12 protein-coding genes and 3 pseudogenes are annotated in these 15,489 nt (G+C 47.4%); 9 read left to right on the top strand and 6 right to left on the bottom strand.

Annotation, left to right across the window (positions count from 1 at the left end; all coding sequences use genetic code 11):
• Position 1 precedes the first annotated feature (1 nt).
• The 7 genes and pseudogenes from dhaL to D8682_RS25760 all read left to right on the top strand — a co-directional run bounded on the left by dhaL (position 2) and on the right by D8682_RS25760 (position 7,499).
• Positions 2 to 634 (top strand): dihydroxyacetone kinase subunit DhaL, encoded by a 633-nt coding sequence (gene dhaL / locus D8682_RS25790; RefSeq protein ID WP_121815536.1) that lies wholly within the window; start codon positions 2 to 4, stop codon positions 632 to 634.
• Positions 635 to 650: 16 nt separating this feature from the next.
• Positions 651 to 2,071 (top strand): annotated as a pseudogene (dhaM, locus tag D8682_RS25785) (dihydroxyacetone kinase phosphoryl donor subunit DhaM).
• 72 nt (positions 2,072 to 2,143) lie between these two features.
• A pseudogene (locus D8682_RS25780) lies at positions 2,144 to 3,789 on the top strand (dihydroxyacetone kinase subunit DhaK).
• A 396-nt stretch (positions 3,790 to 4,185) separates the two neighbouring features.
• Positions 4,186 to 4,902 carry a PTS transporter subunit EIIC gene (locus D8682_RS25775; protein WP_121815535.1) on the top strand — a complete coding sequence of 239 codons (717 nt, stop codon included), beginning with the start codon at positions 4,186 to 4,188 and terminating at the stop codon, positions 4,900 to 4,902.
• A gap of 152 nt (positions 4,903 to 5,054) precedes the next feature.
• Positions 5,055 to 5,228: pseudogene (locus tag D8682_RS27530) on the top strand (EAL domain-containing protein); the annotation flags it as partial.
• Between the two features lie 523 nt (positions 5,229 to 5,751).
• Positions 5,752 to 6,552: an amino acid ABC transporter substrate-binding protein gene (locus D8682_RS25765; RefSeq protein ID WP_121815533.1), complete on the top strand. Its 801-nt coding sequence runs from the start codon at positions 5,752 to 5,754 to the stop codon at positions 6,550 to 6,552.
• Between the two features lie 56 nt (positions 6,553 to 6,608).
• Positions 6,609 to 7,499 (top strand): transporter substrate-binding domain-containing protein, encoded by an 891-nt coding sequence (locus D8682_RS25760; RefSeq protein ID WP_121815532.1) that lies wholly within the window; start codon positions 6,609 to 6,611, stop codon positions 7,497 to 7,499.
• Positions 7,500 to 7,587: 88 nt separating this feature from the next.
• Here the strand turns inward: D8682_RS25760 and D8682_RS25755 are convergent, their stop codons facing one another.
• Positions 7,588 to 7,902, bottom strand: coding sequence for a hypothetical protein (locus tag D8682_RS25755; RefSeq protein WP_064547422.1), 315 nt, complete (start codon positions 7,900 to 7,902; stop codon positions 7,588 to 7,590).
• Between the two features lie 747 nt (positions 7,903 to 8,649).
• Between D8682_RS25755 and pykF the strand changes: the two genes are divergently transcribed.
• Both pykF and D8682_RS25745 read left to right on the top strand, forming a co-directional pair.
• Entirely contained in the window at positions 8,650 to 10,062 is a 1,413-nt protein-coding gene (gene pykF / locus D8682_RS25750; protein WP_064547424.1) for a pyruvate kinase PykF, read from the top strand.
• Positions 10,063 to 10,369: 307 nt separating this feature from the next.
• The gene (locus tag D8682_RS25745; protein WP_034455915.1) at positions 10,370 to 10,606 is read left to right on the top strand and encodes a major outer membrane lipoprotein; all 237 of its coding nucleotides are present in this window, start codon (positions 10,370 to 10,372) and stop codon (positions 10,604 to 10,606) included.
• A gap of 72 nt (positions 10,607 to 10,678) precedes the next feature.
• On the opposite strand, the gene D8682_RS25740 is transcribed toward D8682_RS25745, so the two are convergent.
• The 5 genes from D8682_RS25740 to sufC form a co-directional block, all read right to left on the bottom strand.
• Positions 10,679 to 11,728 (bottom strand): L,D-transpeptidase family protein, encoded by a 1,050-nt coding sequence (locus tag D8682_RS25740; protein WP_121815531.1) that lies wholly within the window; start codon positions 11,726 to 11,728, stop codon positions 10,679 to 10,681.
• Positions 11,729 to 11,828: 100 nt separating this feature from the next.
• A complete protein-coding gene (gene sufE, locus D8682_RS25735) occupies positions 11,829 to 12,245 on the bottom strand; it encodes a cysteine desulfuration protein SufE (protein WP_121815530.1) in 417 nt (138 codons plus the stop codon).
• A gap of 13 nt (positions 12,246 to 12,258) precedes the next feature.
• Positions 12,259 to 13,479, bottom strand: coding sequence for a cysteine desulfurase SufS (gene sufS, locus D8682_RS25730; protein WP_121815529.1), 1,221 nt, complete (start codon positions 13,477 to 13,479; stop codon positions 12,259 to 12,261).
• On the bottom strand, positions 13,476 to 14,756 hold the full coding sequence (gene sufD / locus D8682_RS25725; RefSeq protein ID WP_121815528.1) for a Fe-S cluster assembly protein SufD: 1,281 nt from the start codon (positions 14,754 to 14,756) through the stop codon (positions 13,476 to 13,478). The genes sufS and sufD overlap by 4 nt, the downstream gene beginning before the upstream one ends.
• Positions 14,731 to 15,477: a Fe-S cluster assembly ATPase SufC gene (gene sufC / locus D8682_RS25720; protein ID WP_121815527.1), complete on the bottom strand. Its 747-nt coding sequence runs from the start codon at positions 15,475 to 15,477 to the stop codon at positions 14,731 to 14,733. Before sufC ends, sufD begins: the two co-directional genes overlap by 26 nt.
• Positions 15,478 to 15,489 lie beyond the last annotated feature (12 nt).

Raw genomic sequence — 15,489 nt, 5'->3', positions numbered from 1 at the left:
AATGTCACTAACCAAAAATCAAATTGTTAACTGGCTCTACCGCTGCGGGAAGATTTTCACCTCCGAGTGTGATTTTCTGACCGGGCTGGACAGAGAAATAGGTGATGCCGACCATGGGCTGAATATGCACCGTGGTTTTAGCAAGGTCGTGGAAAAACTCCCTTCCATTGCTAACAAAGACATTGGTTTTATCCTGAAGAACACCGGCATGGTGCTGCTTTCCAATGTTGGCGGCGCCAGTGGCCCACTCTTTGGAACCTTCTTTATTCGTGCAGCCCAAGTGACTCAGGCCCACCAAAGTCTGATGCTCAATGAGCTGTATCAGATGATCAGTGAAGGTGCCGACGGCGTGATTAACCGAGGCAAAGCAGAGCCTGGTGACAAAACCATGTGTGATGTTTGGCTACCGGTTGCCGAATCGCTAAAGCAGTCCAGCGAACAAAATTTGTCGCTGCTGGCGGCCCTGGATACTGCCTGCCAGGTTGCTGAGCAGGCCGCACAATCGACCATTACGATGCAGGCTCGCAAAGGGCGCGCCAGTTATCTGGGTGAGCGCAGCATCGGGCATCAGGATCCTGGTGCAACCTCAGTGTTGTTTATGATGCAAATGCTGGCCGCGGCGGCGAGAGAGTAAAGCAAAGGATAAGGCGATGGTAAACTTGGTAATTGTTTCTCATAGCGCCCAACTGGGCCAGGGAGTCGGGGAACTAGCCCGGCAGATGTTAAGGGGGATTGCTGTCGGTTGGCCATCGCCGCAGGGATCGACGATCCTGTGAATCCCATTGGTACGGATCCTATTAAAATCATGGAAGCGATTGAATCCGTGGCCGATACCGATCATGTGCTGGTCATGATGGATATGGGGAGCGCCTTACTGAGTGCTGAGACGGCTTTGGAATTACTCGACCCCGCCATCGCACAGAAAGTCCGCTTATGCGCAGCGTCTCTGGTAGAAGGAACCTTAGCGGCTACAGTCAGCGCAGCCGCAGGTGCTGGCATTGAAAAAGTGATCATGGATGCGCAAAACTCGCTACAGGTGAAACGTATGCAGTTAGGGCTACCAGCGGAAGAGACCCCAGCACCAACGTTGGCGAGTAATGAATCACCTGGCGGTGAAGCGTTGTCTGCCACTGCGGTCATCAACAATCCTCATGGTTTGCATGTTCGCCCAGCGGCGCGGTTGGTTGCAGCGCTGGCAGGGTTTGATGCACATCTGGTGCTCGAAAAAGACGGTAAATGCGTCAAGCCAGATAGCATTAACCAGATTGCCCTGCTCCAGGTTCGCTACCACGACACACTTCGCTTAATTGCTAAAGGCCCGGAAGCCGCTGAAGCACTGGCAGCATTTAAAACACTGGCGGCGGAAAACTTTGGCGAGGATTTGGCAACACTACCTTCCCGCCAGCAATCCACTGCGGGTATGGTTACTGTCAGCGGTGAGGTGCTGCGCTACTCTCCGGTTAATTTTTCATTAAGTGAATCAGCCAGTAACAGCGCTGATGAAGAAGCCAGACGTCTGAAAATGGCCATCAGCCATACTCTTGACGATCTCAACAACCTCACCCAACTGGCTGCTGAAAAATATTCCGACGACATTGCGACGATTTTTTCGGGTCACCATACCCTGCTCGACGATGCAGAACTCATTGACAGCGCCAGCGAATTGCTGCGCACTCATGGCTATAGCGCCGAATGGGCCTGGCATACTGTGATGGCTGATTTAAGTGCGCAGTATCGTCAGCTGGATGATGCCTATCTACAAGCGCGTTACATCGACGTAGACGATATTTTGCAGCGCACGCTAGGCCATCTGACGCAAACCACGGAAAGACACCCGCAACTTCAGCGCCCGACGATCATCATTGCCGATGATATTTCTCCCTCCGTGGTGCTTCAACTGGATACCCGCAAAGTGGCAGGTATCAGCCTGAAAGAAGGAAGCGCTCTGTCGCATAGTGCAATTATTGCCAGAGAGGCTGGTATTCCGTTCCTCTGCCAACAGGGAGATGCCTTGCAAAATTTTTGCAACGGTGACTCGCTAACGCTGGAAAACGTACCCGTCCGTTCGTAGTTACACAACCCAATCTTCCATCCTTAACATTCGCTCCGGGCGAATGTTGTACCTCATGTTCAGGAAACCGTTATGTCGCAATTTTTCTATAATCAACGCGAAAATCTTGTTAATGACGCCATCGAGGGGGCCATTGTCGCCAGCCCGTGGAACAATTTAGCCGACTGGAAACCGACCCGGCCATCCGTATTGTGGTGCGTGGGGCGCAGTGAGCTGGATAAAAGCAAGGTTGCCATTATTTCCGGCGGTGGTGCCGGGCATGAGCCTGCCCATGTCGGTTTTGTTGGCAAAGGAATGTTAACTGCGGCGGTATGCGGTGATTGATTTGCTTCACCGAGTGTTGATGCGGTACTGACGGCAATCCAGGCGGTGACGGGTGAAGCAGGCTACCTGCTTATTGTTAAGAACTACACCGGCGATCGGCTCAACTTTGGGTCGGCGGCAGAAAAAGCGCGTCGTCTGGGCTACAAAGTCGAAATGGTTATCGTCGGGGATGATATTTCACTGCCGGATAACAAACAGCCGCTCAGTATTGCAGGCACGATCCTTATCCATAAAGTGGCGGGTCATTTTGCCAAACAAGGCAGCTGCCTGGACACAGTTGTGCAAGAAACGCGTTTGCTATGGCGCGCGTCTTTAGTCTTGGTGTTGCCCTCTCCAGTTGCCACCCTCCCCAGGATCCTGATGCTGCCGTTCGCCACCATCCTGGCCAGGCAGAGCTTGGAATTGATATTTATGGCGAACCGGGGTCCAGCGTTATTCACACTCAAAATAGCCAGCAAATCATCAAACTGATGGTCGATAAACTGCTCGCAGCGTTACCGGCGACAGGTCGTCTGGTGATGATGCTCCACAGCCCGAGCGGCGTTCCTGTTACCGAGATGGCTGTCCTTAATCGTGAACTGGTGCATAGCGCTTTAGCAGGCCGTATCGACTGGCTGATTAGGCCTGCAGCGCTAGTAAGTGCGCTGGATATAAAAGGTTTTTCCATCACGGTAATGGTAATGGAAGGCAATATTGAAAAAGCGCTGATGGCTGATGTAGAAACCGCTAACGGGCAAACACTGGTTCGCCTGCGTTCACCGCGCATCATGCCCTGTGCTTTACAAAGCGCCCGAGTCGCATTCCAGCCTTCAGAAAATAACGCAGTGGGTCACTATATGGATGTGGTCACCCAAACGTTATCGAGCCTGGAAAGTGTACTTAATGCGCTGGATGCCAAAATGGGCGACGGTGATACCGGTTCAACATTTGCTGCCGGGGCCCACGAAATTGCCTCATTACACCAACAAAACCAGTTACCGCTGAACCAGCTGGAAACGCTTTGCGCATTAATTGGTGAGCGTTTAACCGTGGTGATGGGCGGCTCCAGCGGTGTATTGATTACAGCTACAGGTCAATCACTCCAGAACGGTGAGTCAGTTGTAACAGCGCTGCAAACGGGTCTGGCACAGATGAAGTTCTATGGTGGTGCCGATTTAGGTGATCGTACATTGATTGACGCATTGCAACCCGCTCTCGAAGCGCTTACAAACCAACCAGACGACCTTAAAAACGCATACCTGGCCGCTGAGGCGGGAGCCGAGAAAACCTACCATTCCGCTAAAGCCAACGCCGGTCGCTCTTCATATCTAAATAGCGACAGCCTGGTAGGTAACATGGACCCTGGCGCTCATGCCATTGCCATGGTCTTTAAAGCCCAGGAGGAGCACGCTTAGGCCGCATTATGAATTAGAGTAAATAAGTGACGTTGAGGGGGGGTTATGGTCCTCCTTCCGCATTTTAAAATAACCAGCCCAAATAGATTAATAAATTTTCACTGTTCAGAATTAATTCTTGGCTGCATGAGCAATAATGTGTATTTTTGGACAGTTGAAAAATTACCACCTATGGAAAATACGCACAAATAAAAATGAAGTATCGCGTGGAGTGTGTATGTAACTAACATATCCAGTTAATGTTATTTTTTTCTCTACTTAACAGCTATCAGGAATAAAATTCAATATCGTCATTTTGATTGTAGTGATATAATATTTTTTAACCATAAAAAATGCAAATAACATTCCCAACCAGTTAAATTTTATTAACAACCGAATTTCGCAGGCCATTTTCAGTTGCACTATGGCTATTATGCCATTTTCAGTATTACGAGACTTAGTTGTTGTTGCTGGTTCTTCGGCATCCACGGTTATTATATTTTCCAGGACATTGGCTTTAGATTCATGAATGCGACGACATCCAACCTTGATGCCTGGAAAGCCGGACGCGAATCATTAAATATATTAAGTGTTCCCTTTTATGAGACATGGTGTGCCTCTGGAGGAAGTGGAGGGACGCTGAGCCTCTTAATTAGCCGCACCCCATCTAACCGCCATTTAATCAATGCTTCACTGCCGTTAGCTATCTTCAACATCAATGAACCCCTGATCTTTGGTGTGCCGGTCGTGTTGAACCCGGTAATGTTCATCCCATTTTTAATGACTCCCGCGATGGATTACATCATCGCCTACTATGCAACCCTATGGCATATCGTTCCGCCTATCCAGCATATGGTCGGATGGGCAACTCCTGCCATGATTAATAATATTAACGCCCTGCAAAATAGGGTTAATTTTGTTCTGTGGTATCAGCCCCAGATAAATCTAGATAATCAAAAAATTGTCGCAATGGAAGTGTTGTTACGACACCAAAGCGGTGATGGGAAAATCCCCCCTCCCTACTTTTTAGAATATTACGAACGCGTCGGTATGATGCCGGAAGTCGATTTTTTTGGGTACAGGAACATGCCGTTGAAGCTATTCATCATGAACTGTCTCGTTTTCCTGGCATGACGCTTTCGGTAAATATTTCACCACAAACATTGCTCGACACTAACTTCCTTAGTCTGGTTAGCAAACTGATGGCAACTAGAAATGGAAATTACCGAATCGCAAAAAGTTAAAGAGCCGTACATTGGTACTGGGGGGGTGAGGCATTTCTCCATCATGTCGTAGAACTTTGCAAAACTTCAGGTAACCAAGTTTTGATTGAAGGTGTCGAAACTGAAGAGGAATATCAAATAGTTCAGAACTGTGGCATCCATTTAGCCCATGGCTTCCTGTTTCATCACCCACAACCTGTTAACAAATTATGCGAAGTTTTAGAGTCTCATGCATAAGTATGCGAATGATGGATATCTCGGTTTATAGAACAGCTATTTTATGACTATTTATTCTATCAATAATTAAATCAGAAATACGTATGAAATCATGATTATGTCAATGTTTGCCGTTGACGTACTAATTAGCCAACTCTATAATTCATGTTTTCGAATGAAATATTGAACATGTTTTTCGTGAACATGACAAACCGGAAAAAAAACCACGACAAGTTAACACCAATCAAACAACATTTTAAAAAAATCGACATATAAACGAAAATAAAGATCACAGTTTATATTATTAAATCCCACTAAGCCTTCTTTAATCATTTAATAAGAGCACGTACAGAACAATGGTTGATAAAGAGCTCATTCGTCATGAAGTTGTGCCGCCGGCAAGGAAGGAGCCCAACAACCACGGGGGGTACCACTGGTATCATTCGATTACCGGGACGGTAGCCATTTACCTGATGCCAGGGGTCTTGATTGCCTATGGCGTTGGTTCTGGTGCTGGATTTTTTGAATAGAAAAGCCATGAAGAATCGAGAAAACCAGCGCGATTACGCTGAGCTATGAGACAGATGTTTTCCCCTTCTCCTATGTTGCAGATAACAAACCACACGGATACTCCATTGATATCTGCTATAAACTGGTCGACATGATCAGGCAGGAACTTCATCTGCCATTGTTGAAGATTAATTGGGTTCCAGTCACCATTGCTACTCAATTTTTAACCATCAAAAATAAAACGATCGATATGGGATGTATTCCCACGATCTACACCGCCGAGCGCCAACAAACCGTGACGTTTTCCGAACCCTATTTCTTTTCGGCAACTCGTTTTGTCTCGCGTAAGGAAGATGATATTTCGGGCATTACCGAACTTAATGGGCATACGGTGATGGTAAAAAGTGGCACCGTGTTCGTCAGGCACATCCAGGATGCTAATGCTTTGTATCAGCTATCCCTTAACATTGACCTTGATACCGACAATGTTAAAGCCTTCTCTGAACTTGAAAGCGGCAGAACGCCAGCAATTATCTCCAGTGAGGTTTTATTACTTGGGCAAATAGCGCTTTCAGCCAATCCCGAGGCGTTTACCCTATCAGATGACTTGCTAAGCCCGCGCCTGCCCATCGGAATGCCGATGCAGAAAGGTAACCCCCAATTTGCGGAGTTGATTAATCACGCGATGAAGCGCCTGATGTTGAGCACTGAATTCATTACTATTTATAACAAATGGTTCATGCAGCCAATCATGCCTGAAGGTATTACGCTCAACTTGCCATTATCACCTGAGTTGCAGCAATCAACGCTTTCGAAACAATTTTATTCTTATTAAAAGGTTTTCACCGGGGCACCCCCGGGGAATTTAGCCAACAATAAAAAGTTAAAAAAATGAAAAAAATGAGTTTTCTTACATATAGCCTAAGTTTTTTATTCGTCTGCTATACAGGACTGGTTCATGCCGACTCAAACCTCTCCACTTTGCAGAATATTTCTGCACGTAAAATGATTAATATTGGCTATCGTGATGCAGCCCCCTACTCTTATAAAACCAGCGATGGGCATGTTATTGGATATGTCATTGACTTATGCAGAGATGTTACCGAATCCTTGAAAAAGGAACTGCATATTAGCAATCTGGCGGTTAATTATGTTCCGGTGCCCCTTACGATGCGCACCACAATGCTAAACCATAATATTATTGATATGGACTGTTCGGTGAACACTGATACTGTGAAACGTGCAAGCCTTGTTCTTTTCTCTCGCCATTATTTATCTGTGAGTACACGTGCGGGGATGCAGGCAGGGAATTTTGTTCACACCTATAACGATTTAGCGGGGAAAACAATCAGTGTGGCAAGAGGCTCATCTGACTTAGTGAATCTTAATCAGCTTAACCGTCTGCAAAAGCTTAATATTTTGATCCTTTCTCAACCAACGATGAAAGAGTCATTTGATATGATGAGCAATCATAAATGTTTTGCTGCTGCCATGAATGAAGTGTCATTAAGAGAACTTATTGAAAATAGTGGGAATTCATCACAATATGCTGTTTCAGATGGGGTTTTCGGTCCTGCCCAGAACCTCGGTATTATGCTACGTCATGACGATACTGAGTTTAAAAAAATTATTGATAAGACGCTTTTAACTCGATTTGAACGCCCAGATTTCAAACAGTTCTATGAACAATGGTTTAATCATACCTTACCAGGTAAAAGCATTAATCTTCATATCCCATTGACATCGTCTATGTATAAATATTTAACTCAAAAAGAGTCATGATTATTCAATCATATTTCTGAATATCAGTGATAAAAAAGGGAGAAAGCTTACTTTCTCCCCCAATACAGTTACCATGAATTGATGTTAATTACATCAATTGCAGAATCATGCAGAAAGACATTCCGCACAATACACCATATAACAAGTTATTCTGTGCTGTTTTGCGTACGCGTTTTTGAGAATGGATGGTGACGTCTTCCAGTCTTTTACGTACGCTGCGCGAAACCTGAACATGGTGTGATATTACATCTTTTGAACAATGTCGGAATCTAGCAATATCATCCCGAATAAACTCATCGACAACACCCTTGTTAGCTTTGAGTTCGCGGACAATTCCTTCAAGCATTTTCTCCATGCCTTTTACCCGCAGGACAACATCTTCTTCCATTTCCAGTGACAACATAATCAAAATCCGTGATTAATAATAACACTCAGAGGTAAATCATTTACCTCCTATCCATTGTTCAATAATAATGTAGCTAAGAAATAACCTAATCAAGCACATAAAGATTAATAAAACTTAAGTTGAAAATATTTCAAGTGAATTGGCGCTAAATTGCTCATCCGTGAATAACAATTGAAAGCTTACCGTGTAAAGGGCTATTTCTGAATAGTAACGAGATTTGCCAGCGTGGGAACTTCGTTGTCCAGTAAGGGGTTTTTAATGCCCACAATCTGCTTTCAAAAAAATATTACATTCTGCAAATAATTTTTAAGATCCATTCATCATATAGAGAAAGCTGAAGCGTTTTTCCGGATGTAAACCCATTGCCAAAAACAGGACACCACTCTTTTTTTCTTACCAGTCTCGGCAATATTTTATTAACGCATTGATAACACTTCGCTGTATTTCTGCGCATTCCGATTTTGAAACAGTGTTTTTAATTCCTTTCGCTGCAAGTTACCTCTATAATATGCGAGGTCCTGACTTGAATGGTTTCAGCACATTGAACTGTCTTATTACATTAGAAAGCAATCCACATCACCGGCAGGCTGAACCGCAAGCACACTTTCCTCTGCACGCTTTATTTCTGTCACCTATCCTTACCAGGTGGCACTTGAACAATACCAGCTTTAGTTTGCGCTCCGGCGCCCGTATCGACCGGAACCGAATTTTCACAATCCTTCTCAACTTACAGATAAGACTGTCATGAAAAAGACTAAAATTGTTTGCACCATCGGTCCAAAAACCGAATCCGAAGAAATGCTGAGCAACATGCTTGATGCTGGCATGAACGTAATGCGTCTGAACTTCTCCCACGGTGACTACGAAGAACACGGTCAGCGTATCAAGAACTTGCGCAACGTAATGGCGACATCAGGTAAGAAAGCAGCAATTCTGCTGGACACCAAAGGTCCTGAAATCCGCACCATCAAACTGGAAGGCGGCAAAGACGTTTCTCTGAAAGCGGGCCAGACTTTCACTTTCACCACTGACAAAACTGTTGTAGGTAACAGCGACATCGTTGCTGTGACTTACGAAGGTTTCACCAGCGACCTGAGCGTGGGCAATACTGTACTGGTAGACGATGGTCTGATCGGTATGGAAGTCACTGCAATTGAAGGTAAAAACGTTGTTTGTAAAGTACTAAACAACGGCGACCTGGGCGAAAACAAAGGCGTTAACCTGCCAGGTGTTTCCATCGCTCTGCCCGCTCTGGCTGAAAAAGACAAACAAGATCTGATCTTCGGTTGCGAACAAGGCGTTGATTTCGTTGCTGCGTCCTTCATCCGTAAACGTTCTGACGTCGTTGAAATCCGCGAGCATTTAAAAGCTCATGGCGGCGAAAACATCCAGATCATCTCTAAAATCGAAAACCAGGAAGGCCTGAACAACTTCGACGAAATCCTCGAAGCTTCAGACGGTATCATGGTTGCTCGTGGTGACCTGGGCGTTGAAATCCCGGTTGAAGAAGTTATCTTCGCTCAGAAGATGATGATCGAGAAATGTGTTCGCGCTCGTAAAGTTGTTATCACTGCAACTCAGATGCTCGACTCCATGATCAAAAACCCACGCCCTACCCGTGCAGAAGCTGGTGACGTTGCTAACGCCATCATCGACGGTACCGACGCAGTAATGCTGTCTGGTGAGTCTGCTAAAGGTAAATACCCTCTGGAAGCCGTGACCATCATGGCTACTATCTGTGAGCGTACTGACCGCGTGATGACCAGCCGTCTGGATAACAACCATGACAGCCGTAAACTGCGCATTACTGAAGCAGTTTGCCGTGGTGCGGTTGAAACTGCAGAAAACCTGGAAGCGCCAGTCATTGTGGTCGCAACCCAGGGCGGTAAATCAGCGAAAGCTGTGCGTAAATACTTCCCGAACGCAACTATTCTGGCGCTGACCACCAATGAAGTGACTGCTCGTCAGTTAGTTCTGAGCAAAGGTGTGATTCCTCAGTTGGTTAAAGAAATCGCTTCTACTGATGATTTCTACCGTCTGGGTAAAGAAGTTGCGCTGGAAAGCGGCCTGGCTCGCAAAGGCGACATCGTAGTGATGGTTTCTGGTGCTCTGGTACCAAGTGGCACAACCAATACTGCGTCTGTTCACGTACTGTAAATTTACTGTGAACGAATAATTTGCTTAAAAAGCGCCTTCGGGCGCTTTTTTTATTCGGCTTAGAAGCCATTTCTGATTAAAAAGCAAATCGGCCTGCTCTATTTAAGTCGTGTTTTACTAAGATGAATCCGATTAAAATCCTCTGTTTTTTCTATTTTTTTTAGGTTTTAGCCTCGGTTCGGTGTTTCTTTGAGCGAACGATCAAATTTAAGTGCATTCCCATCAAAAATTTATTCTCAAGATAAAAAACTTTGTGTAATACTTGTAACGCTACATGGAGATTAACTCAATCTAGAGGGTATTAATAATGAATCGTACTAAACTGGTACTGGGCGCGGTAATCCTGGCTTCTACTATGCTGGCAGGTTGTTCTTCTAACGCTAAAATCGATCAACTGTCTTCTGACGTTCAGACTCTGAACGCTAAAGTTGATCAGCTGAGCAACGACGTGAACGCAATGCGTTCTGACGTTCAAGCTGCTAAAGACGACGCAGCACGCGCTAACCAGCGTCTGGACAACCAAGCTCACTCTTACCGTAAGTAAGAGTACTTGTATTAAAATGGCGCACATTGTGCGCCATTTTTTTTGCCTGAATATCCTGCACTCAAAACGCCTCTAATTCATCACCACGCTACTCTGCCGGCTAACCATGCTCCCAGTACTGTTTGTCGCAGGCGCGCTGCCTGTGGTCGTTCTGACGCTCTGTATCGGGGTAATGTTGACGGGTTGTGATGGAACACCTTGTGCAGCATTCACTAACACCGGATAACCCGCTCGCCTTGCGATGGCACTATCCACTTGCGCTTTGTCACTCATCGGGTTGTCGATAAACGAACCAAACGAGGCTGAAATAGCAATCGGCACGGTTTGTGGATTCTCCCAGTCATTACGCGACAACGGCTGATGCACTTCCACATAACGCCTGCCATCAGGTTCGATGCTGAATTTCACCGGTTCGTTGATGATTTGAACCCGTGTCCCCCACGCTACCTGGCTAAACAACGCTTTAATATCCGGCGCACGCATACGCATACAACCCGAACTCACGCGTAAGCCAATACTGTTACGGGCATTAGTGCCGTGAATCAAAAACTCACCGCCGCCCTGCTCCAGGCGCAGTGCATAACGCCCAAGTGGGTTATTAGGCCCTGCTGGCACCACTGCGGGCAGCGTAATACCTTGTGCGGCTGAACGTGCACGAATATTCGCGGTTGGCGTCCAGGTCGGATTAGGGATTTTTTGACTGACGCGAGTCACCATCACCGGTGTTTCACGCCCAAGCTGACCAATACCGAGCGGATAAACCTCAACCCGGTTCTGCCCTGGCGGATAGTAATACAACCGCAACTCGGCCAAATTGATAACAATCCCCTCACGCGGGGCATCTGGCAGAATCATTTGCGACGGTATGGTTAATTCACTGCCCGGTTTCGGTAAGAAAGGGTCAACGGTATTGTTTGCCTCGATTAACAGTAACACTCCGGTATTATATTTCGCAGCAACTGCCTCAAGGTTTTTACCATCACCAGGAACAATATAGGTTTGATTCTCGCCGATTATTCGGCTGCCCGGAGGGGGCAATAAATAGTCAACGGCCCAGGCCGACTGGCTTGCCGCCAGGGCACTGATAAGAATTAATGTAATTTGAGAGAACGCGCGTTTCATACTGAATTCCTGTATTCACCGGCTGAACGCCGGAATGCTGAAAGCCATGCGAGGCAATAAAATTACCTCGCGTTTACAGGATGAAAGCTGTTCTTTGAGTTTAGCTAAGATTAGAAGCTTTGGTACGGATTGCGCGGATCATTGCTTCAAGCCCCTGGGAACGAGAAGGTGTAAGGTGCTGAGCCAACTCAAGTTTCTCAAACCATGGGCGAACATCAAACGCAACAATATCCTGCGCAGTCATCTGCTGGTAGAGAATAAACACGATAGCAATCAGCCCTTTGACAATAGCGGCGTCGCTGTCGCCCTCAAGCTTCATCACACCATCAGGCTGTTGCTGCATCACAATCCACACCTGACTCTGGCAACCCTGAATGGTGTTTTCCGCTTTGCGCTCACTTTCAGGAAACTCGGGCAGACGCCCGCCAAGTTCAATGATGTAGAGATACTTCTCTTCCCAATTGCTACAGCGGCTGAAATTCTTCAATAACTTTTCTTTGTCGGGCATGGTGGCCATGGCTTTCTCCCTGTTAGCCCAATAGACGATGGATACGCTGTAACCCCGTCACCAGGCGATCCACCTCTTCTTCAGTGTTATACATGGCGAACGAAGCGCGACACATCGCCGGAACCTGGTAGAACGCCATTAACGGCATGGCGCAATGGTGCCCGGTACGCACCGCAATGCCATAGTTATCGAGAAAACTCCCCACGTCGTAGGCATGATGTTTACCCAAATTAAACGCGATCACCCCAAGACGTTGATCCGGGCCGTAAATCGTCAGGTCTGGAACCGCGTGAAGCGCCTGCTGCGCATAACGCATCAGTGATTGCTCGTACTCGCTCACCTCAGTTAAGTTTAGGCTCTCGACATAACGTAATGCGGCGCCCAGTCCGATAATCCCAGCCGTATTTGGCGTCCCCGCTTCGAAGCGCCACGGTGCCGCGGCGTAGGTCGTGCCTGCGGTCAGACTCACACTGGCGATCATCGATCCGCCCCCTTCCCACGGTGGCATGTTTTGCAGGATTTCTTCACGGGCATACAACACGCCAATACCCGTTGGGCCGTAAATTTTATGCCCCGAGAAAAGATAGAAATCGCAATCCAACTCTTGCACATCGATAGAGTGGTGCATGATGGCCTGAGCCCCATCCACCAGCACTTTCACACCAGCCTGATGCGCTGTGGCGATCATTTCTCGCACCGGATTTTCAGTACCCAGTACGTTAGAAACCTGGGTAATCGCCAGCAATTTTGTACGCTCATCAATCAGCGTAGGGAACACATCCAGTTGCAACGTGCCGTCCTGATTCAGCGGAATCACACGCAGTGTTGCACCGGTATGCTCACAGAGGATTTGCCACGGCACGATATTCGCGTGGTGCTCCATGGTGGAAATAATGATGTTATCTCCGGCCTGGATATTGGCACGCCCCCAGCTGTTGGCGACCAGGTTAATCCCTTCGGTGGTGCCGCGAACAAAAACGATTTCTTCCGGCGATTGCGCATTAATAAAACGCGAAACCTGGTTGCGTACGTTTTCCATTAACTGTGTCGCTTCCGCGCTCAGCGTATGGATCCCGCGATGTACCGCAGCGTAACCGTGGCTGTAAAAATCCAGTTCAGCATCAATGACCGCCTGCGGTTTTTGCGCGCTGGCGGCACTGTCTAAATAGACCAGCGGCTGCCCGTTAACCTCCCGGCTTAAAATTGGAAAATCAGCACGCACCCGTTCTATGGAAAAACTCATGCCTCGCCCCCTGCAAACCGTTGGCCGATCCGCGCCAACACTTGCTGTTTTAATGCTTCGTCACGAATGCTTTCCGTAAGCTCTGCGGCGAAGGCATAGATAATCATCTGAAGTGCAGCCTGCTCTTTAATGCCACGCGAACGCAGGTAGAACATCTGTTCATCGTCGATACGGCCGATGGTGGCACCATGGCTGCATTTCACATCGTCGGCGTAAATTTCCAGTTGTGGCTTGGTGTCCACTTCCGCAAGACGCCCAAGCAACAGGTTGTTGTTGGTCATCTGCCCGTCAGTTTTAATCGCATGCTGCGCCACTTTGATCATGCCGTTAAACACCGCACGGCCTTTATCGCGCACGATGGTTTTATGCAGCTGACGGCTGTTGCAGTAGCCTTTGTTGTGTTCAAGCCAGGTTCGCGTGTCGCACACTTCGTTGTTAATCGGCAACGCCAGACTGTTCATGCGCAACTGCGTATTTTCGCCATTGAGCTGCGAACTGGTGTTATGGCGCAACACCGCGGCACCCAACAAGAAGCTGTTGCTGTCAACGGTGGCATCCTGGCCTATCACTAAATCGTTATGGGCAAAGTGGTAGCTTTGCGCGTTCTCAAACGCCAGCTTGTAGTGGTGCAACTGGCTGTTTGCCGCTGCATCTACAGTCAAGCGTGCGCCCGTGAAATGCGCCTGATCATTCAGACTGACGTAATGCTCGATAACCGTCGCTTTAGCACCCTCACCAAGAGATAAATGGTGGCGATAGTGCGCAGTATTCATTTCACCCAATTCACTGCCACGACTGATGTGCATCAATAACAACGCCTTAGCGGGGCTATGATTTCGCGCAACACGGATATGCGTCACGCTTTCGGCGAGGCTTTCAGTGAGATGCAGAAACACTTCACCCTGCACGGCTGCTGGCAAAGAATCACGCTTTTCATCAACGATAACGTCAAAACCACTATTGGTGAGATCGTCACTTAACTCAGCGTTAAAGCGCCCATCGACAAACACCAGTCGCCACGCATCTATTGGCAGCACCAGCTCGTCGCGTTGCACAGCTGTAAAAACTTCAGGTGCGGGCAAGATAAACTGATTATTCAGTAGCCCTTCAAGTGGCGTATATTTCCAGTTTTCATGTTTGCGCGTTGGCAGACCCAGACGCAGCATTTGCTGCATATGTTCCTGCGCTTCTTTGCTTCGTTTATCGCCCTGGCTTTCAAACAGGTGGTACCACTGTTGCAGAGCGTTGCTGTTACTGCTGTTCGGTAAGCCAGCCATAACCCTGCTCCTCCAGTTGTTTCACCAGACTGAAATCTCCCGATTTCACAATCCTGCCCTGATACAACACATGAACAAAATCAGGCTTGATGTAATCAAGAATACGCTGGTAGTGCGTAACGATGATGAATGAACGGTTGCCATCACGCAGGGAGTTAACACCTTCAGCGACAATTTTCAGCGCATCAATATCCAGCCCGGAATCTGACTCATCAAGAATGCACAGTTCCGGTTCAAGCACCGCCATTTGCAGAATATCGTTACGTTTTTTCTCACCGCCAGAAAAACCCACGTTCACTGAACGGCTCAGCAAATCTTCCGGCATTTTCAGCAGTTTGATCTTCTCTTCCATCAAATCCTGAAAATCAAAACGGTCGAGTTCTTCAAGGCCGCGATACTCTCGCACCGCATTCAGCGCGGTTTGCAGGAAGAACTGGTTGCTGACTCCCGGAATTTCTACCGGATACTGGAACGCCATAAAAATGCCTTCTCCGGCACGGTCTTCCGGCGATAATTCCAGCAGACCCTTGCCTTTGAAATGCACCTGTCCGCCAGTGACTTCGTAATCTTCACGCCCGGCAAGCGTTGCGGAAAGCGTGCTTTTCCCGGAGCCGTTCGGCCCCATGATGGCGTGTACTTCGCCCGGTTTCACTTCAAGGCTCAAACCGCGCAGGATCTCTTTGTCCTCAACGCTTACCTGTAAATCTTTAATGCTCAGCATAATTTTCCCTTA

This window comes from Buttiauxella sp. 3AFRM03, assembly GCF_003675305.1.
Lineage (GTDB): Bacteria > Pseudomonadota > Gammaproteobacteria > Enterobacterales > Enterobacteriaceae > Buttiauxella > Buttiauxella ferragutiae.
The sequence above is the reverse complement of the archived record's forward strand: the minus strand, read 5'-3'. Positions and strand labels throughout refer to the sequence as shown.

Excerpts from the sequence above, each read along its gene's own strand:
- dhaL (WP_121815536.1), top strand. The coding sequence starts at position 2 with ATGTCACTAACCAAAAATCAAATTGTTAACTGGCTCTACCGCTGCGGG.
- D8682_RS25760 (WP_121815532.1), top strand. The coding sequence starts at position 6,609 with ATGAAAAAAATGAGTTTTCTTACATATAGCCTAAGTTTTTTATTCGTC.
- D8682_RS25755 (WP_064547422.1), bottom strand. The coding sequence starts at position 7,902 with ATGTTGTCACTGGAAATGGAAGAAGATGTTGTCCTGCGGGTAAAAGGC.
- pykF (WP_064547424.1), top strand. The coding sequence starts at position 8,650 with ATGAAAAAGACTAAAATTGTTTGCACCATCGGTCCAAAAACCGAATCC.
- D8682_RS25745 (WP_034455915.1), top strand. The coding sequence starts at position 10,370 with ATGAATCGTACTAAACTGGTACTGGGCGCGGTAATCCTGGCTTCTACT.
- D8682_RS25740 (WP_121815531.1), bottom strand. The coding sequence starts at position 11,728 with ATGAAACGCGCGTTCTCTCAAATTACATTAATTCTTATCAGTGCCCTG.
- sufE (WP_121815530.1), bottom strand. The coding sequence starts at position 12,245 with ATGGCCACCATGCCCGACAAAGAAAAGTTATTGAAGAATTTCAGCCGC.
- sufS (WP_121815529.1), bottom strand. The coding sequence starts at position 13,479 with ATGAGTTTTTCCATAGAACGGGTGCGTGCTGATTTTCCAATTTTAAGC.
- sufD (WP_121815528.1), bottom strand. The coding sequence starts at position 14,756 with ATGGCTGGCTTACCGAACAGCAGTAACAGCAACGCTCTGCAACAGTGG.
- sufC (WP_121815527.1), bottom strand. The coding sequence starts at position 15,477 with ATGCTGAGCATTAAAGATTTACAGGTAAGCGTTGAGGACAAAGAGATC.